Origin of the sequence: Tamlana crocina, from assembly GCA_040429635.1 — a bacterium.
In the GTDB taxonomy this organism is placed as follows: domain Bacteria; phylum Bacteroidota; class Bacteroidia; order Flavobacteriales; family Flavobacteriaceae; genus Flavisericum; species Flavisericum crocinum.
In genome coordinates, this window is the sequence record CP158972.1 from 730,746 (window position 1) to 750,633 (window position 19,888).

The following is a 19,888-nucleotide window of genomic DNA, read 5'->3' on the forward strand; positions in this document are numbered from 1 at the left end:
AATGAATACACTAAATAAAATTCATACAAACAAAATATCGAGGTTGTTTGCATTAATAGCGCTGTTATTGGTGTCAGTTTCATGTAATGATGACGAGGAAACCATGGGTGATCCATATTTCACAATTGAAGAAAACCCAACCGGATTGTCGGTAGATATCAACGGAATTACCCAAAGCTATGTGGTACGTTCCAATCAGTCATGGGAAGTCGTAGCACAAAGCGAAGGTGAGTGGGTAAAAGCGTTTCCGAATAAAGGTGACGACGATGGCATCTTTAAATTTATTGTTGAAGAAAACAATACGTTTGATGCTCGAGTTATGAACTTTGCATTCTTGGTAAATGGCAAAGAACAGCCCGCTTTGTTTCGAGTAGAGCAAGAGGCCAACGTACCATTTATTACGGTGCAAAACGCCGAAGAAGGTGTTAGTGTTGCTTCTGCTGGTGGCAACTTTCAAATTAATTTAAGCACCAACGTTGAGTGGACTTTCCAAATCACCAATGGCGATTGGATTCAAGACATTGAAACCACCGAAACATCAATAAAACTTTCCGCAGAAAAAAATAAAGGCACAGAGCGTTCGGCGACTTTAACCGTGAGTTCTGCAAATCATCCGGCTTTAAGCAAAAGTGTTACCATTACACAATTGGATGGAAGTATTGTTTTGGAAGAACATTTCGATTGGTTAACCTACGGAAGCACGATTTTTTACACCACATCTGGCGAAAAGCGTATGGATTCTTGGACGCAAGACGAAATGGATAGAGGCTGGACAAGCACACCAAATACAAGTTCAAACAATCAGCAAGTGGTGTATGCCAGAACAGGCTTTGTAAAACTAGGAAAAACGGGTTACGGTGGAGATTTGGTTTCTCCAAAATTTTTAATTCTAGACGAAGAAACCAATGTTAAGGTTACGTTTAAGGCGGTGCCTTACCAAACCAAAGGCGGTACACAAGACGATAATACTTTAAATGTTGGGGTTATTGGCCCTGGAACGACAAGTGTAGACGCGTTTACCATTAGCAATTGGCCAGATTACGATGCCGATCCTGATTGTACAGCCATTTGGGAAGATGCTTCGGCAACTTACACCTTTACAATTACTGGTGCTACTGCCGAAACCCAATTACAATTACTTGGAGGTGATTTTGAACTTAAAGGTGTGGGTAAAGGTAAAAACCGCATTTTCTTAGATGATATTAAAGTTGAAATTATACCTTAAAAGACAGTTGATATGTTAAAAAAAAATAATTTTAGCCCATCAATATATGTTACTGCAAATGTTAGAATCTATTCTTTTTTGTTAATAGTTTGTGTTTTTTTATCAAACTGCACCAGTGATTCTACAATTGAAGACGATAAAAATATTTTAGAACAAAAACCTATTGGTTATTCTGCCGTTGCTACGGGTATTAGTGTTAACTATAGTGATGTAAGTAGTTATGTAAATAGTGGTTTTACTTTTCTTAATCCTACACAAATAAATAAAAATAGAGAGGCCATAGGAGGAAGTTCGTATACTGAAGTTTATGGTTTTAACGTGCCGGAAGAAAATAGGGCAAGGGGCATACGATGGAACAGTGGTGATGAAACCACAAACGAATGGAGACCACAAGGAATAACGGGTTTTAAAAAAAATGGAGTTAGATATCTTTTAATTACTTGGTATGGGCGAGAAGGTTCAGACCATAAAGGTTCGCGTATAACTTTGCTTGATATCAGTCCGAGTTCAAGTACATATCTTAAATACAGGCATATACTTTTAGTGCATTCTTCAGTTCCTTCTACTGTTAGTGGTTACACGCAATACAATACTTACGCACCTTTAGATATTCATGCAGGAGGTGTAGCTTATTATAATGATAAAGTATATATAGCAAGCACAAATTTGGGTATGAGGGTATTTGATTTAAACAAGATTATAGAAGTGTCAACTGGAGCAGGCGCAAGTACAAAATGTGGTAAGGATTCTAGCGGAAACTTATATGCCTTTAACTACAGGTATATTTTGCCTCAAATAGAATATTATGATATTAATGGGGGTGCTAATCCGTTTTCAACAGTTCAAATTAATGATGAAGGCACTGAACTTTGGACGGCTCAATATTCTTCTGGTAGCTCGAGCGCTAGTGTCGTTCCAAAGGTTTATGGTTTTCCAATAGATTCTGGCGGAACAGTTCTTAATTCTGGTATTGAGGAAATAATTCCTAAAAATTCGCTTTTCGATGACGATCATGCACATGGTATGCAGGGTGTTTTTAGAAAAGGAAATAGAATATGGTTGTCTTGTTCAGGAGCTCCATCAGAGTCATATGGGTCAAAAGCAAGATTGGCACGATATACAGACGGTGCTTCAAATACAGTACGTTATCGTTGGCCATATGGATCGGAATCTTTGTATTATGAAGCAGAATATGATTATCTATGGAGTTTAACAGAATGGGAACCTAATGCAGGAGCAGCCAATGGCAGTCAAATTAACCGATGCATTTTTGCAGTTCATTTTTACAAATATGAATAGGTTTAAAAAAAATAAATAATGAATAATCAGTCACGAAGAAAATTTATTAAGCTAAGTGGTTTAACAACACTTGCAAGTGTTAGTGGTTTAGGCTTTACCTTGCTTAATTGTGAAAGTAATGATGAGGTTGAAATTGATGAAAATAACGACTTAAATATTTCTGGTGTTTCAATTCCTTCGTCGTTAGATGTTAGCAGAGATGGACAAACCACATTAACAGGAAAAGGATTTAAAGTTGGAGATACCATTGAGTTTGTATCTTCAACTACTTCACAGAGCTTTTCAGGAACAGTTGTTGAAGTTTCAGATAGCACATTCACCTTTGCGATTCCGTCTAATTTTGAATCAGGAAATTACGCTGTAAGTGTTTTGCGTAATACCAATAAACTATTGTTGGGTAATATTTTGTGTAATGTAATTGCGAATACCAATATTCCTGATGTTGCAGGCAAAAACATAAAAGGTGTGGTGTATTGCAATGGCGAAGGTATAGCTAATGTAACGGTTTCCGATGGTTACGAAGTAACTGTTACCGATGCAGAAGGGCGATATTATTTAGCGTCACTTAAAAAAACCGGATTTGTTTTTATTTCCGTTCCAGGAAATTACGAAGTTACCAATGTTGGTAGCGCACCTCAGTTTTTTAAGCGCGTTAGCAACAGCACCGAAACGGTTGAACAAAAAGACTTCTCGCTCATTCAAGTGAATAACGATAATCATGTGGTGTTGTCTTTGGCCGATTGGCATTTGGCAAATAGAAATAACGATTTAGAGCAATTTACATCTAAAGTGTTGCCGGACATTAACAATACCATAGATAAATATTCCGCAAACGGAACAAAAGTTTATGCGTTAACCTTGGGCGATTTAACTTGGGATGCGTATTGGTACAACAATAATTTCGGACTTAACGATTACGTGCCTTACATGAATAAAATAAATGCTCCGGTATTCAACTTAATCGGGAATCACGATAACGATCCTTATTATGCTAACGACTGGGAAGCCGAAAATAAATACCGCGATATTATTGGGCCAACGTACTATTCCTTCAACTTAGGAAAAGTGCATTATGTGGTATTGGATAGCGTGGAGTATATCAATTCTGGAGGTTCCCAAGGAACCGTAGGCAGCAGAAATTACAACGAGCGTTTAACCAACGATCAAATAGAATGGTTAAAAAAGGATTTGGCAACCATTACAGATAAAAGTACGCCAATTGTACTGGCAATGCATACACCATTGCACAAACATCCGTCCTTAGATGCTAACGGAAGTCAGGTGAATACAACCGATTTGTTAAACGCAAGCACCTTAAAAAATGCATTGAGCGAATTTGCAACCGTTCATGTTTTATCTGGGCATACACATGTTAATTTTTCGGTTGAAGAGCATAACATTATGGAGCATAACACAGCTGCATTGTGTGCAACGTGGTGGTGGACCGGTAGAAACGGTTATGCCGGTAATCATATTTGTAAAGATGGAAGCCCAGGCGGATATGGTATTTGGGAGATGAATAACCGCGATATAAAATGGCGTTTTAAAGGGATTGGTTATGATGAAGATTACCAGTTTAGAACTTACGATCTAAATAGTATTCATATTACAGCGGCCAATTACGCCCCAAATTCAAATGATACCGATTTAGCCGATTATGCCGATGTCTACGCCAGTCCAAGTGCAAACAACGATGTTTTAATAAACGTTTGGGGTTACGATTCGCAATGGCAAATTGAAGTTTTAGAAGGCAATACGCCCTTAGAAATTTCACGAGTAAGTGCTAAAGATCCGTTACATATTATTTCTTATGATGCTTTGCGTTTAAATGCAGGAGCAACCCCGACCAGTGCGTTTGTAACGAATAAAACGGCTCACTTTTTTAAAGTAACGGCAGCTACGCCAGATGCCACTTTAAGTATAAAAGTAACTGATAGATTTGGCAATGTTTACACCGAAAATATGGTGCGCCCCAAAGCGCTAACCTTAGATATGAAATAAAAAATATTAATAAAAATGAAATCATTATACATAAAACAATCGTTAACGCTAGTACTTTTTGCAACTATAAGTTTTCAAGCTTTAGCACAAGAAAAAGTAGCTGGTTATGTGTTTAGCGATGCCAATAAAAATGGCAAAAAAGAGTCGAGAGAAAAAGGAATTGCTAATGTTGCCGTAACAAACGGCGTTGATGTTGTGCTTACCGATAAAAAAGGAAAGTACGAATTGCCTTTGGGAGACGATAACATCATTTCTGTGATAAAACCAAGTGACTATGCCGTTGCATCAAACACCGATAATTTACCACAGTTTTTTTATAATCATAAACCAAAAGGATCGCCAAAATTAAAATTCAAAGGTGTTGAAGCAACGGGCAAATTACCGCGACTGCTTAATTTTCCTTTAATGCCTTCCGAAGAAAAAGACGTTTTTACCGCCTTGATTTTTGGCGATCCACAACCATATACACAAGAAGAGGTTGACTATTTCGCAAAAGGCGTTGTAGAAGAAGTGGCCAATATTGAAAATGTGCCGTTCGGTTTAAGTCTTGGCGATTTGGTTGGAAATGATTTGGACTTGTTCAATCCGTACATTCAAGCGACAAAAAAAGCAGGAATACCTTGGTATAACGTGTTGGGCAACCACGATATTAATTTTGATGCCAAAACCGATGAGCTTTCCGATGAAACTTATGAAGCGCATTTTGGGCCTGCAAATTATGCTTTCAATTACGGTAAAGTACACTTTATTGTTTTGGATGATGTGCTGTATCCCGATCCGCGAAACGAAACAAAATACTGGGGTGGTTTTAGGGAAGACCAGCTTCAGTTTATTGAAAACGATTTAAAACACGTTGCCAAAGATTATTTAATTGTGTTGGCCATGCATATTCCATTGAGCGAACCCGTAAACGAAGATACGTTTAGAGATGAAGACCGTAAACGATTGTTCGACTTACTGAAACCGTTCCAAAATACGTTGTCGTTATCGGCGCACACACATATACAACGTCAAGATTTCTTTACAAAAAGCGACGGTTGGCACCAAGAAAAACCCCACCATCATTACAATGTAGGCACAACAAGTGGCGATTGGTATTCGGGCAGATTGGATGAAAATAAAATTCCTGTTTCAACCATGCGCGACGGCACGCCAAAAGGTTATGCGTTTATAAACTTTAACGGTAATTCGTATAGTATAGATTATAAAGTGGCGGGGAAACCAAAGACCTATCAAATGGAAATTTTCGCTCCCAAAGTAGTCGCAAAAGCCAAACGAACCAAGTCGGGTATTTATGTGAATTTTTTCATGGGAAGCCAAAACGATGAGGTGCTATACCGTATTGATAATGGCGATTGGAAAACCATGGAATACGTTAATGAAGTTGATCCATCGTATGTTTCCCAAATAATTAATTGGGATGAATCTGAAACTTTAATACCAGGCAAGCGTGGTTCAAACCCAATTGATAGTACACATTTATGGCGAGGGAAGGTGCTTTCAAATCTCGAAGCGGGTGTGCATACCATAGAAGTAAAAGCAAAAGATATGTTTGGCAAAGAACATTTTGCCAGTAAAAAGTATCGGGTTGAAGAACCTAAATTTTAAAATAATAATTTAAATAAAATGAAGTATTTAAAGTTCTTGCTACTGTTTGTAGTGATTTTAGGATGCAAAGAACAGGCTAAAACCTCAATCCAAAAAGAAGAAAAGGCTGAAGCGAAACGAGTTCAGGTACAGGGTCACAGGGGTGAACGTGGGCACAGCCCCGAAAATACCATTGTTGGCTTTAAAAATGCCATCTTAAAAGGCGTGGATGTTATTGAATTGGATGTAGTGGTTTCAAAAGATAATCAAGTGGTTGTTTCCCACGAGCCTTACATGTCATCACTATATGTGTTGGCCCCAACGGGCGACAGTATTTCTAAGGCCGAAGAAAAGCAGTTTAATCTGTATAAAATGACGTATGATAGTATTAAAACCTTTGAAGTTGGACTAAAAGGCAATGTTAAATTTCCTCAGCAAAAGCGAATTTCAGCATACAAACCTTTGTTGTCTGAAGTTATTGACAGCGTAGAAACCTTTTTGAAAAAACGACAATTACCAGCTGTTGGGTACAATATCGAAATTAAATCGGTGCCATCGCAATATGGAGAATATCAGCCGCAACCCGATAAAATGGTCGAGCTTGTTATGCAGGTTTTAAATAGCAAAGCCATAGCAGGACAATGGAATATTCAATCTTTCGACCCAGCAATTCTCAACGAAATGCATAAATCTTATCCAGAGGTTGAATTGGCCTATTTGGTAAGTAAAGGAGGTGTTGAAGATAATTTGAAACTATTGAATTTTACACCCCCAATTTATAGTCCTAACTATAAATTAGTAAAAAACAAAGCATTTATAGATTCTGTAAAAGCAAAACAAATGAAATTGATACCATGGACCGTAAATGATTCTTTAGCGATAAAGGAGCAAATTGATTTGGGTGTAGATGGCATCATAACAGATTATCCTGAAAAAGTAATATTGCAAAACAAAAGAATAAAGAGTTGATTGAAGATTGAGTTTTTTTAGTTAGTTTTTGTTTGAAGGGCACAGTTTTTTAACTGTGCTTTTTTGTGCTCTAAAATGAAATTAAAAATCTAGAATTTTAACCTTGAATTTTTTAGAAAGTAGCGATTGCATGATTTGTGGATTGCCGTTAGTGAAGAACTGTAAATTAGGCTGGGTTGTTGAAAGGTTCAATAATTCGAGTTTTTCCAAAACGGCTTTGGTCTGTTTGGCTACGGCTTGCCCAGAATCGATTATTTTTACATGCTTAGGCAACAAATCGATAAGAATGGGGATTAAATAGGGGTAGTGCGTACAGCCCAATACCAAGTAATCGATGTTAGCATCAATCATTGGTTGTAAATAGAGTTTTAAAAGCGTTTTCATTTCCTCTGAATGCAATTGTCCGCTTTCAATCAACTCCACAATACCATCGCCAATTTGTTCCAAAACGGTAACGTTTTTGGCAAATAATAATGAGGTCTTATGGAAGAGTTCGCTGCTCAGGGTGCCTTCGGTAGCTAAGATGCCTACGGCATGGGTTTGTGTTTGCAGGGCGGCCGGTTTAATAGCTGGCTCGATACCAATAAACGGAACATTATAGTTTTTCCGCAAATAATCAATAGCATTGGTCGTGGCGGTATTGCAGGCCACTACAATTATTTTACAACCTTGATTGATTAAATATTCGGTGTTTTTTATACTGAGTTCCGTGATGGCCTTTTTGCCTTTGGGGCCGTAGGGAGCATTTTTGCTATCGGCTAAATAAATAGAATTTTCATATGGCATTAGCGCATGTATTTCTTTCCAGATGGAAGTGCCGCCAACACCGGAATCAAAAATACCAATAGGTTGTTCGCTCATAGTTACACAAAAATAAAAAAGCTGCCTTTTAAAAAGACAGCTTTTGAAATTTTTATTTCGACTGTTTTTAGATGCCCATTTTCTTTTTAACATCGGCAAGAATGTCTTTACCATCGGCAACAATTAAAGTCGCTCTATCCAAAACATATTCGTAACCTTGTTCTTTGGCCACTTCGTTAATAGCGTTCATGGCTTTTTCTTGGATAGGCTTAAACAATTCAGCTTCTTTTTGAGCTAAATCCTTTTGTGCATCAGCTCTAAATTGTTGGATGCGCTGTTGCTTTTCTTGAAGCTCTAATCCTCTTTTTTGGTTTTCTTCGTCGGTTTTGGTTCCTGCTTCAGATTCGTATTGCTTCACGGTGTTTTGGTACTCTGTGATAGACGCTTGAATATCGGTTTGGTAGGTTTTGCCTAAGGCCTCAATTTCGGCTTGTGCTGCCTTGGCTTCTGGCATGGCAGCAATCAATTCTTGCGTGTTTATATGGGCAACCTTTTGCGCTTGTGCAAAACTTACAGTTACGAGACATAATGCGGTTGCTAATAATAGAGTTCTAAATTGTTTCATTTTTAATTAATGTTAAGTGTGTTATAAATTTATTTTTGTTTAATTTTTTCTAGCATTTATAATGCTATCTCTTCGTCTTTGGCGTTCTTCTAATATTTTTTGTTTTCTTTCTTCAAGTTCTTTTTGGCGCGCAGCTCTTTCTGCTAGTTTGCGTTGTCTGTTTTTTTCAATCAGTTCGGCTTGTGTTTTTGGTGCCTCTTCTGTTTTTTCTGAAGCGGTTTCTGTTGACTTTGCACTGCTCTCTACTTCTTCAGATGGTTCATCAGTTTCGGTATTTGTGCCGTTTCTGGCATCTAATTTGGCTTGCTTAGCTTTTTCCCTTTCTTCCAATATTTTTTGGCGTTTTTCTTCAGCTTCTTTTTTCTTGGCTTCGCGTGCCGCAAGAATTTCCTGTCGGCGTTGTTCAACCGCATCGGCTCTGGCTTGCTTTTTTTCTTCCAGGGCTTTTTCGCGAGCGTCTAATTCTTCGTTTACTTCAGGAATCAATTCTTCTTGCTCGGCAGCTTTTCGCTCAGCCCGGTTTTGGGCTTGCGTACGTTTGGCGGTACGGGTAATGCTTCGTAATACCTGCTCGCTCAAATCGTACTGTTTTGCCGAAAATAGCATGGTGGCATCAGAAGATTTATCGAAAATAAAATCATACTTTCTGCCTTCTGCCAAATCTTGAACGGCTGCGAATATTTGATCTTGCACCGGCTGCATCAATTGTTTTTTCTGAATGAACAAATCGCCGTTGGGTCCAAATCGTTTTTGTTGATAATCCAATATTTCGGCTTCTTCAAAATCGATATCTTCTTGGCGTTCTTCAATCAGTTCGGTGGTCAATAAGGCTTTTTCGTTATTTAAAGCATCGCGTTTTTGTTCTACCGCAGCCAGTTTTTGTTGGATTTCGTTTTTCCACTTTTGGGCTTTGGCATTTAATTGTTGTGTGGCCTCTTGATATTCCGGAACATTCTCTAAAATGTATTCAGTATCTATGTAAGCAATCCTTACCCCGCGCTGCGCGTTGAGGGAAGAGAGGCTAAGCATAGCGACTAATGTCAGTAAAAAAAGAACGTTGTTTTGCATCGGTTTAATTTTTTTAATTATGGATTGCAAATTCTAAATCAGGCAGATGGTTTGGCTGCCTTGTTGAATTCGGTCTTCAAAATTAACGAATTTTAATCTTAAAAATTTTATTCTCGTGCAAATCATCATGGTGTAAATAGAAAATATCGTGCCAAAATAAATTAAGCGCTTAAAATTGTTGTCCAATAATAAAGTGGGTTTCCCAACCGTGCTTGGTAGATTCGCCAGGTAAAGGATCGAATCCGTGACCAAAATCGATACCCAATAAACCAAAGGCTGGCATGAAAATACGAATACCTAAACCTGCGGAACGATTTACGTTAAACGGACTAAAGTCCCTAAAATTGTTATACGAGCCACCAGCTTCCAAAAAAGCCAAAGCATAAATTTTAGCAGATGCTTTTAAAGTGATAGGGTAACGCAATTCCAATGAATATTTATTGTAAATAGTTCCACCGTCATTTGAAGCGCGGCCAGTATTTTCGTCAAGAGGTGTTAGCGATTGGTTGGGGTAACCACGCAGTTGTATGGCTTCACGGCCATCTAAACTGTAATTGCCCAATCCATCACCACCTACAAAGAATCTTTCAAAAGGAATCACGCCACGGTCTTGGTTGTATGCTCCTAAAAACCCGAATTCTACAAGGGGACGCAACACCAAGTTTTTGGTAATTTCGGTGTACCATTCACCTTTAAAGTTGATTTTATAAAACTCTAACCAATTAAAACGTTTTTGGTCTATTTCTGTAATTTTTTCGTTTGCAGCAATATATTCAGGAGATAAAGTACTTTCTGCATTAGCAGCCTGTTGCTGTGCGGCGTCGTATTCATCAGAAAGTTGTTCGTAATCCACGCCGTTAAAAAGGGAGTACGGCAATGAGAATTTACCGGTTACCGAAAACTTCGAGCCTCCTGTTGGGAAAATAGGATCGACATTGGTGTTGTTTCTGCTTAAACCTACGGTGTAGGATAAGTTATTGGAATGCCCATCGCCAAAGCTAAATAATCCCGTGTTGTAGTTGTTTAAATCATAACGTTGGTAACTGATGGCCTGTGAAAGCGTAAAGAAATCGTCGGGAACCGTTAATCGTTTGGCCAAACCAAAAGTGATTCCAGTGATGTTAAAACTTCTGCTTCTATCTGGTTGGAAATTTGCTCCATACGTAAATTGCTTGGTGTGCGATATTGATGTTGAAAACTGTACGGGACGCTTGCCCCCCATCCAAGGTTCTGAAAACGAAAAACTATAGGTTTGGAAAAAGCGGCTGGCCTGTAAACGGAGCGCTAATTTTTGTCCGTCGCCCATAGGGATAGGTTTATAGGCCTCCTTTTTAAAGATGTCTTTAATTGAAAAGTTGTTGAACGATAAGCCTAAAGTTCCAATAAAACCGCCACCACCGTAGCCACCCTGTAACTCGATTTGGCTAGAACCGGTTTCCTTTACCGAGTACTCCATATCGATGGTGCCTTCCATGGGGTTGGCATTTTTAAAGTCGGGCGAGATTTCCTGGGCATCAAAAAAGCCCAATTGCCCCAATTCCCTTACGGTACGCACTACATTGGCTTTGCTGTACAATTGACCAGGGCGCGTGCGTAATTCACGGTAAATAACGTGGTCGTTCGTTTTGTCGTTACCCACTACCGAAACGGTGTTGAAATAGGCTGGTTTCCCTTCGGAAATCCTAATTTCCATATCAATCACATTGTTTTCGGCACTCACCTCAACAGGGTTAATGCTGGAAAACAAATAACCGTTGTTTTGGTATTCGTTGGTAATATCGAAAGCATCAGGTTTAGAGTTGTCTGCAATACGTTTTTGAAGCAAAACGCCGTTGTAGGTGTCACCTTTTCTTATACGCAGTAATCTGCTTAAATATTCGTTGGAATATACAGTGTTTCCAATAAACTTTATATCGCCAAAGGAGTACTGCTCGCCTTCGGTAACATCAATGAAAAGCGATATGGTTTTATCGTTGTTAACAACTAAACTGTCGGATACAATTCGGGCATCGCGATAACCGTTTTCTTTGTAAGTGTCAACAATGTGGCCCAAATCGGCTTGGTAGGCCGAATCGATATATTTTGAACGCTTTAATATGCGCAGACGGTTGATTTTCTTAGTGCTTTTCATAGCTTTTCTAAGCCTTTTGTCACTTAAAACATCATTGCCAGAAAACACAATGTCTTTAATTTTTACCTTTTCACCCTTGTCGATATTAACCACCATATTCACTCTAGCGGTTTGAATGGAATCCTTTATATCGATAGTGTTGATGTGCACTTTGGTGTTGTAATAACCGTCTTTTTTATACTTTTTCACCAAATGGTTTTTGGTTGTGGTAATCAGGTTTTCGGTAACTTTAGTACCTTTTTTTAGTTTGTTGTCGTTAATAATACCTTCAACTTTTCCTTTTTTAACACCGTTTATTTTTATGTCGTTAAGTTGCGGTAAATCGGAAAGTTGAATTTGAAGAAAGGCTTTGTCGTCTTCAATTTTAGTCACGTAAACTTCAATATCGCTGAAGAGTTTGGAGTTCCAGAGTTTTTTAATGGCGTTGGCGATATCTTCACCGGGAATGGTAATTTCTTCACCTTTTCTAAGCCCGGAATAAGTGATAATGGTTTGGTCGCCAAACGAGGTGTTTCCCAAAACCGAAATATCTTCCAAAATGTATTTTTTGCCTTTTATGTAATTAACATCTTGTGCTTGAACGGCCATGCACCCTGCAAAAAAGGCTATAGTAAAAAAGTACTTTAAATATGTTGTTGCAGGTAACTTAACTAAGTTGTTCACTTGTTTTCCCAAATCTTCGTTCTCTTTTTTGATATTCAATAATAGCTTCGTACAAATGTTGTCTTTTAAAGTCTGGCCACAGTACACTTGCAAAAAATAATTCAGCATAAGCTATTTGCCATAGTAAAAAGTTGCTTATGCGCTGCTCTCCGCTAGTTCTAATAAGCAAATCTACATCTGGTAAATTATGCGTGTAAAGATGCTCATTTATAATTGATTCATCAATTTTATCGGGCGAAATTATATTATTTTTAACTTTAATGCTAATTTCTTTTACGGAGTTTATCAATTCTTCCCTCGATCCGTAGCTTAAAGCCAGCGTTAAAGTCATTCTGCTATTGTTTTCGGTACTTTTTATAACCTCAAAAAGCTCTTTGTGCACTTTTTTGGGTAATGTACTTAAAGCTCCAATGGCGTTTAACCTAATGTTGTTGTCCTGAAGGGTTTTGATTTCTTTTTTCAATGAAGACACCAAAAGCTTCATAAGGGTTTGCACTTCTAATTTGGGGCGTTTCCAGTTTTCGGTGGAGAAGGCATAAAGCGTTAAGTTTTCAATGCCCAATTCGGCACAGGCTTCAACGGTTTCCCTAACCGATTTGGTGCCGTTTTCGTGGCCAAAAGCACGAGCCATACCTTGTTGTTTGGCCCAACGCCCGTTGCCATCCATAATTACGGCGATATGTTTGGGTAATCTTTTTTCGTTTATGTTGCTTTTTAAATCCATTTTATTCTACACAATAGCAAGGGTTTTCACCAAAGGTGTAAGTTAAGGTAATTCCTGAGAACACATACCAATCGTTGTTGTTTATGTTTCCAAAACGGTATTGGTTTCTCCATTGGTCGTCTGGCATACTGCCGTCAATTTCATCTGAAAACGTATAACGCGCACCCACTTCAAGGCCCAGAATAAAATTGCCTAACACGTTGGTTTTAAACCCTAATGCCATAGGTATGCCGTAAGCCCAACTGGAGGTGTTTTCGGGGGATTGTACGCCATTTAGGTAATAAAAATTATCGTGTTTTGCTACGCTAATTCCAGAATAGAGGTAGGGTGTAGCTACTGTTTTGCCGGAGTGCAGATTGAAATCCATGAACGTAAATTCCATGCCTGCCGATATTTCCAATAAGTTGGAATCGAAATCATAATCCCGTTGGATTCTTCTTGGGTCGTCCGATTTGCTATCATAAGCTTTTAAATCGGAATAGGTTAACGATGCTCGCCAAGAGTGCCTTTTGCTTCGGTTCCATTTAAATAGCAGCCCTAGTGCAGGTGCGTTAGGTTTTATGTAGTCTGTGGCACCAACATCACCAATTAAATTGCTTCCGCCTGCAAAACCACCAATTTCAAAAATTTGGGAGTAGCTTAATTGAATGCTTAAAATGCTAATAATCAACAGGGTTAAATGCCTCATAAATGTTCGAAAGTTTGCAAATATAATAAATAAGATGTGTTCTGGGTAATATGAACAAAATTGTCTGGTTTTAAAACAGAAAATCTCTTAAATTATTGTTTTAATTGCGTTTGTCTTCGCCCCAAAGGAGTTTTTTTCGAAGGGTGTCCAGAAAGCTTTCGTCCAGGAGGTCAATCATTTTAATTTTAAAATCGGCCTTTTTGATTTTTATAAGCGTGCCATTGTCCAAAGTAGCAATTCTGGAATCTAAAGACACCAAATGCTGTTCTTCACGACCATCTACCCGAAGCTCAATTACAGTAGAATCAGGGATGATTAACGGACGCGCACTCAGGTTATGAGGAGCAATGGGCGTAAGGGCAAAACTGTTGGTGCTTGGTGTAATTACCGGGCCGCCACAACTCAGCGAATAGCCGGTAGAACCCGTGGGCGTTGATACGATTAATCCGTCACTCCAATACGAGGTGAGGTATTCGCCATCCAAATGCGTTTCCACGGTAATCATCGAGGTGGTGTTTTTTCTGCTTACGGCAATTTCGTTGAGTGCAAAATTGAGCGATTTGATATCTGGGTTTTCAGGCGATGTTTCCACCGAAAGCAAACTGCGTTCCGAAATGTTGTATTTGCCATCAATAATGCTTTGCATGGCACGCTCGATATCGTCCACCTGAATGGTGGCCAGGAAACCGAGCCTTCCGGTGTTGATGCCAATAATGGGTATGTTGATATCCTTTACAAAAGTAATGGCGCGTAAAATGGTACCATCGCCGCCCACACTTACCAGCAAATCGAAAGAGGTGTCGAGTGTGTCGAAGGTTTTAAACGAATTAAAATCTTTTATGTTCGGCGAATTATCGCTTATGATTTCGAAAAAATGACTTTCAATATAAGCGTCAATATCTTTTTTTAGTAAATATTGAAACAGGGTTTCGACGGAAGCTGATGTGGTTTTGTTGTAAAAACGTCCGAAAATGGCAACCTTCATCATATGTTTAAATATCTTTTTAAGTAATTAGAGCGTTCTTTCAAGGTTTCTAAATAGCCATCTTCTTCGTGGCCAGAAACAATGTTGTAGCTGTATCTTCTGAATGTTTGAATGATTTCGTTTAGGCCGGTATTGCCTATTTTTAAAGTGATTTGTATCAGGTCGCTGTTCATCTTAGAAACAAATGCGCCCAAAAGTTTACCGTCGTTCGATTCTACAATTTGGCTAATTTCGCTAAACGAATAATCATTAATACCTTTTTCAATCACCAAAATGCCTCCTGCTTCAGAGAAGAAAGGCGATTCACTGAACAGGCTGATAACGTCATTAAGTTCATAGTAACCCAAATAGCGGTTTTTAGCGTCCAGAACGGGCATGATGTTGTTGGAGTGTACGGCAAATTCTTCTAAAATATCCAACCAAACGGTATTGTCTCGAACATAAAAATCCTCAAGGGCGTACACATATTCTTTTAGCGGTTTTTCACCATCAAAGCAATGGGCGTCGGTTTCAGAAAAACAGCCGAGGTACGCGCCATTATCGTCCTTCACCGGAATGTGCGAAAACGTAAGCTGGTTAAAAAGGAGTTGCAGCTCACTAGCCTTACTGTTAATGTTTAAGGGTTTTACATCGTTAATTATGTATTCCGAAAGTCGCATAATCTTTGTTTAATGGTACTGCAAATTAATCAAAAAAATACTATGTAGGCGTGTTCTACTTTGTATTTTTGCTGAATAAAACCGATTTATGACCAAGTTAAGCGTTAATATTAATAAGATTGCCACGTTGCGGAATTCAAGGGGTGGCAATGTGCCCAATGTGGTGCAATTTGCCAAAGATGTACAGCGTTTTGGTGCCGAAGGAGTTACCATTCATCCAAGGCCAGACGAACGGCACATCCGCTACCAAGATGCGCGCGATTTAAAACCGGTAGTTTACACCGAATATAATATTGAGGGCAACCCTATAAAGTCGTTTATGGATTTGGTTTTGGAGGTGAAACCTACACAGGTGACTTTGGTGCCAGATGCCGAAGATGCCATTACCAGCAACGCCGGATGGGATACTTTAAAGCATAAAGATTTTTTGGTTGATGTGATTAAGGAATTTCAACAAAACGGCATTCGAACGTCCATTTTTGTCGATCCAGTTTTAAAGCAAATTGAAGGTGCCAAAGCAACCGGAACAGATAGAGTAGAGTTGTACACCGAAGGTTTTGCGCATCAATACGGTTTGGGGAATTTAGAAGGTGTTAAGCCCTATGCTGAAAGTGCTAAGCTGGCTAATGAACTCGGGTTGGGACTGAATGCAGGGCACGATTTGTCGTTAGATAACATTGAGTTTTTCAAAAAGAATATCCCCGGTTTGTTGGAGGTGTCTATTGGGCATGCTTTAGTGGCCGAAAGTTTGTACTTGGGCGTAGAAAATGTTATTCAGATGTATTTGCGTAAACTTCGTTAGTTGCAGATTGTTTGAAAATCGGAAATTATTAATCAAAAATCGTAAATCAAATTCATGGTATTACATTCAAACATCATAGGTGAAGGAAAACCATTTGTAATTCTGCATGGTTTTTTGGGCATGAGCGATAATTGGAAAACTTTGGGCGGACAGTTCAGTGAATTGGGTTTCGAGGTACATTTGGTGGATCAGCGTAACCATGGGCGGAGTTTCCACAGCGACCAATTTAGTTACGAGCTTTTAGCTGAAGATTTAAAGAATTACTGTGAGACCAATAAACTGGAAGATATTGTATTGCTCGGGCATTCCATGGGCGGAAAAACCGCGATGTTATTTTCTGCATTGTATCCTGAATTGGTGTCTAAATTATTGGTGGCCGATATCTCACCACGATTCTATCCCGTGCACCACGACACTATTTTAAACGGATTGAGCCAATTGGATTTTAGTGAAATAAAAAGTCGCGGCCAAGCTGATAAAGTGTTGAGTGAATATGTGTCCGATTTTGGTACACGTCAATTCCTTTTAAAAAATCTGTATTGGGTTGAAAAAGGTCAATTGGGACTGCGCATTAACTTAGAGGTTTTGAAAAACGAAGTGGCCGAAGTTGGAGAGTCACTTCCCGCACATGCTACTTTCGAAAAAGATACCTTATTCCTTCGAGGCGATCGTTCGGAATACATTGGTGTTGACGACGAGAATATCATAAAAAGCCATTTCCCAAATTCAGAAATTGTTACCATTGCCAACTCAGGGCATTGGCTGCATGCCGAAAACCCCAAAGACTTTTTTGAGGCTGTAGAGCGGTTTGTGAAATAATAAATTTCGTATATTTCCTTAAAAACAAAATATATGAATCTCATTTTAAGACTTCTATTAAACGCTGCAGCCGTATTTATTTTAGCTTATGCGCTATCGGGCGTAAATGTTGATAATTACTTAACGGCTATTGTGGTGGCGCTAGTTTTGGCGATACTCAATTTACTGGTAAAGCCTATTTTGGTTATATTCACCTTGCCGGCCACCATCTTAACTTTAGGCTTGTTCCTTTTGGTAATCAATGCCATAATTATTCTGCTGGCCGATCAATTAATAAGCGGTTTTTCGGTCAATAATTTTTGGTGGGCATTGTTTTTTAGTATTCTACTTTCCATTCTGCAATCCATTCTTCATTCTTTGTTTAAAGAAGATAAAAAATAGCCAAGAGCCTGTTTAAATTTTTATGATTAAGTTTTGTATTGTTCATTTTTGATGCAGAATGAGTTAAAATTGAAGATAATAGCTGGGCTGCTTGGTGAAGTTTTAACAAAATTATGCGCAAAAAGGGGCGTAGAAAATAATTGATAAAAACTTAAACAGGCTCTAAAAATCAAGGGTTTAAAAACTTTGTTGGGTGGTAAAAATATTGTACTTTTGCCACCCAATTTTAGTTACATAATTTTTAGGTTTCACAAAAACCTATTAGTGTTAATTGCCTAAAAGGCTTTATATCATTTGAAAATGAATATTACAAGAGAAAACGTTGATGCATTAAATGCTGTTGTGAAAGTAGATATCGCTAAAGAAGATTACAGCGATAAGGTAGAAAAAATCCTATCAGATTACCGTAAAACAGCAAACATTCCTGGGTTTAGAAAAGGGCACGTGCCAATGGGCATGGTAAAAAAACAATACGGTAAAGCCGTTTTGGTTGATGAGGTGAATAAATTGTTGCAAGATGCCTTGAACAAATATTTAACCGAGGAAAAATTGGATGTTTTAGGGCAACCGCTTCCAAAAACTCAAGAAGAAATTGATTGGGATGCAGAGAAATTTTCTTTTGAGTTTGAATTAGGATTGGCCCCGGAATTCGAAGTGGAATTAAAAGGTAAAGACGCTATCACGCAATACAATATTGTTGCTGATGATAAAATGATTGATGAGCAAGTAGAGCGTATCCAGAAACAATACGGTAAACTAGTTCCTCAAGACGCCGTTGAAAAAGAAAGTGAGATTACCGGAACCTTCAAAAACGAAGAAAAAGAAATTGAAAACACGGTGACTTTAACTTTAGATAAATTTAAAGGCAACGCTACCGAAAAACAATTCATCGGGGCTAAAGTTGGTGATGTTATCACTTTACAAACCAAAGGACTTTATGACGACGAGCACGAATTGATGCATGCCTTAAAATTAGGTCATGACGATGTGCACGGATTGGATATTGAAGTGACTTTTGAAATCACTGAAATCAACGAGCGTCAATTGGCCGATTTAGACCAAGAATTGTTCGATAAACTATTCGGGGAGGGAGAAGTAACTTCAGTAACCGAAATGAAAGCGAAAATAAAAGAAGATGCCGAGAAGCAATTCGTTCAGCAAGCCGATCAAAAATTATTGAACGACGTTACTGAATACTTGGTAGAAAACACCAAATTCGATTTGCCGGCCGAATTCTTAACCAAGTGGTTGCAAACTGCCGGAGAAAAGGAATTGGATTCCGATCAAGCTAGAGAAGAATACGAGAAGTCTGAAAAAAGCTTACGTTACCAATTGATTGAAGGCAAGTTGATTGAGGAGAACGACATCAAAGTAACCATGGACGATATTAAAAACCATGCCCGTGAAATGATTAAAGCCCAAATGGCGCAGTTCGGCCAAATGAATCCTTCTGATAAAGAATTGGATGATATTGCGGCCCGTGTATTGTCAAACCAAGATGAGGCACGTCGTATTTCAGAGCAATTGGTAAGCCAAAAATTATTAGAACTTTACAAAGAAAAAGCTAACCTTAAAATTAAGGAATTAAGCTATGAAAACTTTGTTAAAGAGGTTTACGGCGATAAATAGGTAAATAATAAATGCTTATATTTAGGCGCTTAAATCTATAGATTTAAGCGCCTTTTTGTTCAAAATAAATTACTAAAACTAAAAGTGATAAATCCATATTGGTGTCAATCAATGGATTATCAAAATAAAATTCAATTTTAACTATGGATTACGCAAAAGAGTTTGAAAAATTCGCGATAAAAGACCAAGGTATAAGCAGCACATATTACAATAAAATCATCAGTAGTATGTACCCCACCAACCTTACTCCAAACATTATAGAAGAACGCCAAATGAACATAGCGGTTTTTGATGTGTTTTCCCGATTGATGATGGATCGTATCATTTTCTTGGGAACAGGTATTAACGACCAAGTGGCCAACATCGTTCAGGCGCAATTGCTGTTTTTGGAAAGTACTGATGCTTCTAAAGATATTCAAATTTATATCAATTCACCGGGCGGTAGCGTGTATGCCGGTTTGGGTATTTACGATACCATGCAGTTCATCAAGCCCGATGTGGCTACCATTTGTACGGGTATGGCGGCCTCGATGGGAGCGGTGCTTTTATGTGCAGGTGAAAAAGGAAAACGTAGTGGTTTAACGCACTCTCGTGTAATGATTCACCAGCCTTTGGGCGGTGCACAAGGTCAGGCCAGCGATATCGAAATTACCGCTAGAGAGATTTTAACCTTAAAAGAAGAACTTTACAAAATAATAAGTAAACACTCGGGGCAAGATTACGACAAAGTTTACGAAGATAGTGATCGTGATTACTGGATGAAAGCAGATAAGGCTAAAGAATACGGTATGATTGATGAAATATTGGCTCGCAATTAATAAAAAAATTGTAA

At 38.5% G+C, this 19,888-nt stretch carries 18 protein-coding genes; 10 read left to right on the top strand and 8 right to left on the bottom strand.

What is annotated here, in order from left to right; genetic code table 11:
* The first annotated feature begins 1 nt into the window (after position 1).
* From ABI125_03280 to ABI125_03300, 5 genes are read left to right on the top strand one after another with little or no spacing between them, the layout of a single operon-like run.
* Complete coding sequence (locus tag ABI125_03280) at positions 2 to 1,225, top strand: BACON domain-containing protein (GenBank protein ID XCF06891.1); 1,224 nt, start codon at positions 2 to 4, stop codon at positions 1,223 to 1,225.
* 12 nt (positions 1,226 to 1,237) lie between these two features.
* Entirely contained in the window at positions 1,238 to 2,524 is a 1,287-nt protein-coding gene (locus ABI125_03285) for a hypothetical protein (GenBank protein XCF06892.1), read from the top strand.
* 18 nt (positions 2,525 to 2,542) lie between these two features.
* Positions 2,543 to 4,525: a calcineurin-like phosphoesterase family protein gene (locus ABI125_03290; GenBank protein ID XCF06893.1), complete on the top strand. Its 1,983-nt coding sequence runs from the start codon at positions 2,543 to 2,545 to the stop codon at positions 4,523 to 4,525.
* 15 nt (positions 4,526 to 4,540) lie between these two features.
* Complete coding sequence (locus ABI125_03295; protein ID XCF06894.1) at positions 4,541 to 6,133, top strand: calcineurin-like phosphoesterase family protein; 1,593 nt, start codon at positions 4,541 to 4,543, stop codon at positions 6,131 to 6,133.
* Positions 6,134 to 6,151: 18 nt separating this feature from the next.
* Positions 6,152 to 7,081: a glycerophosphodiester phosphodiesterase family protein gene (locus ABI125_03300; GenBank protein XCF06895.1), complete on the top strand. Its 930-nt coding sequence runs from the start codon at positions 6,152 to 6,154 to the stop codon at positions 7,079 to 7,081.
* Between the two features lie 81 nt (positions 7,082 to 7,162).
* Here ABI125_03300 and murI read toward each other — a convergent pair whose 3' ends face one another.
* The 8 genes from murI to ABI125_03340 form a co-directional block, all read right to left on the bottom strand.
* Complete coding sequence (gene murI, locus ABI125_03305; protein XCF06896.1) at positions 7,163 to 7,942, bottom strand: glutamate racemase; 780 nt, start codon at positions 7,940 to 7,942, stop codon at positions 7,163 to 7,165.
* A gap of 67 nt (positions 7,943 to 8,009) precedes the next feature.
* A complete protein-coding gene (locus tag ABI125_03310) occupies positions 8,010 to 8,507 on the bottom strand; it encodes an OmpH family outer membrane protein (protein ID XCF06897.1) in 498 nt (165 codons plus the stop codon).
* Positions 8,508 to 8,546: 39 nt separating this feature from the next.
* Positions 8,547 to 9,575: an OmpH family outer membrane protein gene (locus ABI125_03315; protein ID XCF06898.1), complete on the bottom strand. Its 1,029-nt coding sequence runs from the start codon at positions 9,573 to 9,575 to the stop codon at positions 8,547 to 8,549.
* 169 nt (positions 9,576 to 9,744) lie between these two features.
* Entirely contained in the window at positions 9,745 to 12,294 is a 2,550-nt protein-coding gene (locus tag ABI125_03320) for a POTRA domain-containing protein (GenBank protein XCF07868.1), read from the bottom strand.
* 58 nt (positions 12,295 to 12,352) lie between these two features.
* Positions 12,353 to 13,093, bottom strand: a complete 741-nt coding sequence (locus ABI125_03325; protein XCF06899.1) for an isoprenyl transferase — start codon at positions 13,091 to 13,093, stop codon at positions 12,353 to 12,355.
* 1 nt (position 13,094) lies between these two features.
* Entirely contained in the window at positions 13,095 to 13,781 is a 687-nt protein-coding gene (locus ABI125_03330; protein XCF06900.1) for a DUF6089 family protein, read from the bottom strand.
* 100 nt (positions 13,782 to 13,881) lie between these two features.
* Positions 13,882 to 14,766 carry an NAD kinase gene (locus tag ABI125_03335; protein XCF07869.1) on the bottom strand — a complete coding sequence of 295 codons (885 nt, stop codon included), beginning with the start codon at positions 14,764 to 14,766 and terminating at the stop codon, positions 13,882 to 13,884.
* A complete protein-coding gene (locus ABI125_03340) occupies positions 14,766 to 15,425 on the bottom strand; it encodes an acetoin utilization protein acuB (protein XCF06901.1) in 660 nt (219 codons plus the stop codon). The genes ABI125_03335 and ABI125_03340 overlap by 1 nt, the downstream gene beginning before the upstream one ends.
* A gap of 88 nt (positions 15,426 to 15,513) precedes the next feature.
* Between ABI125_03340 and ABI125_03345 the strand changes: the two genes are divergently transcribed.
* From ABI125_03345 to clpP, 5 genes are all read left to right on the top strand, one after another.
* Entirely contained in the window at positions 15,514 to 16,227 is a 714-nt protein-coding gene (locus ABI125_03345) for a pyridoxine 5'-phosphate synthase (protein XCF06902.1), read from the top strand.
* Positions 16,228 to 16,281: 54 nt separating this feature from the next.
* Positions 16,282 to 17,046: an alpha/beta fold hydrolase gene (locus tag ABI125_03350; protein XCF06903.1), complete on the top strand. Its 765-nt coding sequence runs from the start codon at positions 16,282 to 16,284 to the stop codon at positions 17,044 to 17,046.
* A 33-nt stretch (positions 17,047 to 17,079) separates the two neighbouring features.
* Positions 17,080 to 17,427: a phage holin family protein gene (locus ABI125_03355; protein ID XCF06904.1), complete on the top strand. Its 348-nt coding sequence runs from the start codon at positions 17,080 to 17,082 to the stop codon at positions 17,425 to 17,427.
* 300 nt (positions 17,428 to 17,727) lie between these two features.
* The gene (gene tig, locus ABI125_03360; protein XCF06905.1) at positions 17,728 to 19,056 is read left to right on the top strand and encodes a trigger factor; all 1,329 of its coding nucleotides are present in this window, start codon (positions 17,728 to 17,730) and stop codon (positions 19,054 to 19,056) included.
* 143 nt (positions 19,057 to 19,199) lie between these two features.
* The gene (clpP, locus tag ABI125_03365) at positions 19,200 to 19,874 is read left to right on the top strand and encodes an ATP-dependent Clp endopeptidase proteolytic subunit ClpP (protein XCF06906.1); all 675 of its coding nucleotides are present in this window, start codon (positions 19,200 to 19,202) and stop codon (positions 19,872 to 19,874) included.
* The last annotated feature ends 14 nt before the right edge of the window (positions 19,875 to 19,888 follow it).

What these genes read in the sequence shown, in the direction of transcription:
- tig (XCF06905.1), top strand. Translation starts at nt 17,728, where the DNA reads ATGAATATTACAAGAGAAAACGTTGATGCATTAAATGCTGTTGTGAAA.
- ABI125_03300 (XCF06895.1), top strand. Translation starts at nt 6,152, where the DNA reads ATGAAGTATTTAAAGTTCTTGCTACTGTTTGTAGTGATTTTAGGATGC.
- ABI125_03340 (XCF06901.1), bottom strand. Translation starts at nt 15,425, where the DNA reads ATGCGACTTTCGGAATACATAATTAACGATGTAAAACCCTTAAACATT.
- clpP (XCF06906.1), top strand. Translation starts at nt 19,200, where the DNA reads ATGGATTACGCAAAAGAGTTTGAAAAATTCGCGATAAAAGACCAAGGT.
- ABI125_03345 (XCF06902.1), top strand. Translation starts at nt 15,514, where the DNA reads ATGACCAAGTTAAGCGTTAATATTAATAAGATTGCCACGTTGCGGAAT.
- ABI125_03315 (XCF06898.1), bottom strand. Translation starts at nt 9,575, where the DNA reads ATGCAAAACAACGTTCTTTTTTTACTGACATTAGTCGCTATGCTTAGC.
- murI (XCF06896.1), bottom strand. Translation starts at nt 7,942, where the DNA reads ATGAGCGAACAACCTATTGGTATTTTTGATTCCGGTGTTGGCGGCACT.
- ABI125_03295 (XCF06894.1), top strand. Translation starts at nt 4,541, where the DNA reads ATGAAATCATTATACATAAAACAATCGTTAACGCTAGTACTTTTTGCA.
- ABI125_03325 (XCF06899.1), bottom strand. Translation starts at nt 13,093, where the DNA reads ATGGATTTAAAAAGCAACATAAACGAAAAAAGATTACCCAAACATATC.
- ABI125_03290 (XCF06893.1), top strand. Translation starts at nt 2,543, where the DNA reads ATGAATAATCAGTCACGAAGAAAATTTATTAAGCTAAGTGGTTTAACA.
- ABI125_03320 (XCF07868.1), bottom strand. Translation starts at nt 12,294, where the DNA reads ATGGCCGTTCAAGCACAAGATGTTAATTACATAAAAGGCAAAAAATAC.
- ABI125_03280 (XCF06891.1), top strand. Translation starts at nt 2, where the DNA reads ATGAATACACTAAATAAAATTCATACAAACAAAATATCGAGGTTGTTT.
- ABI125_03310 (XCF06897.1), bottom strand. Translation starts at nt 8,507, where the DNA reads ATGAAACAATTTAGAACTCTATTATTAGCAACCGCATTATGTCTCGTA.
- ABI125_03285 (XCF06892.1), top strand. Translation starts at nt 1,238, where the DNA reads ATGTTAAAAAAAAATAATTTTAGCCCATCAATATATGTTACTGCAAAT.
- ABI125_03335 (XCF07869.1), bottom strand. Translation starts at nt 14,766, where the DNA reads ATGAAGGTTGCCATTTTCGGACGTTTTTACAACAAAACCACATCAGCT.
- ABI125_03350 (XCF06903.1), top strand. Translation starts at nt 16,282, where the DNA reads ATGGTATTACATTCAAACATCATAGGTGAAGGAAAACCATTTGTAATT.
- ABI125_03355 (XCF06904.1), top strand. Translation starts at nt 17,080, where the DNA reads ATGAATCTCATTTTAAGACTTCTATTAAACGCTGCAGCCGTATTTATT.
- ABI125_03330 (XCF06900.1), bottom strand. Translation starts at nt 13,781, where the DNA reads ATGAGGCATTTAACCCTGTTGATTATTAGCATTTTAAGCATTCAATTA.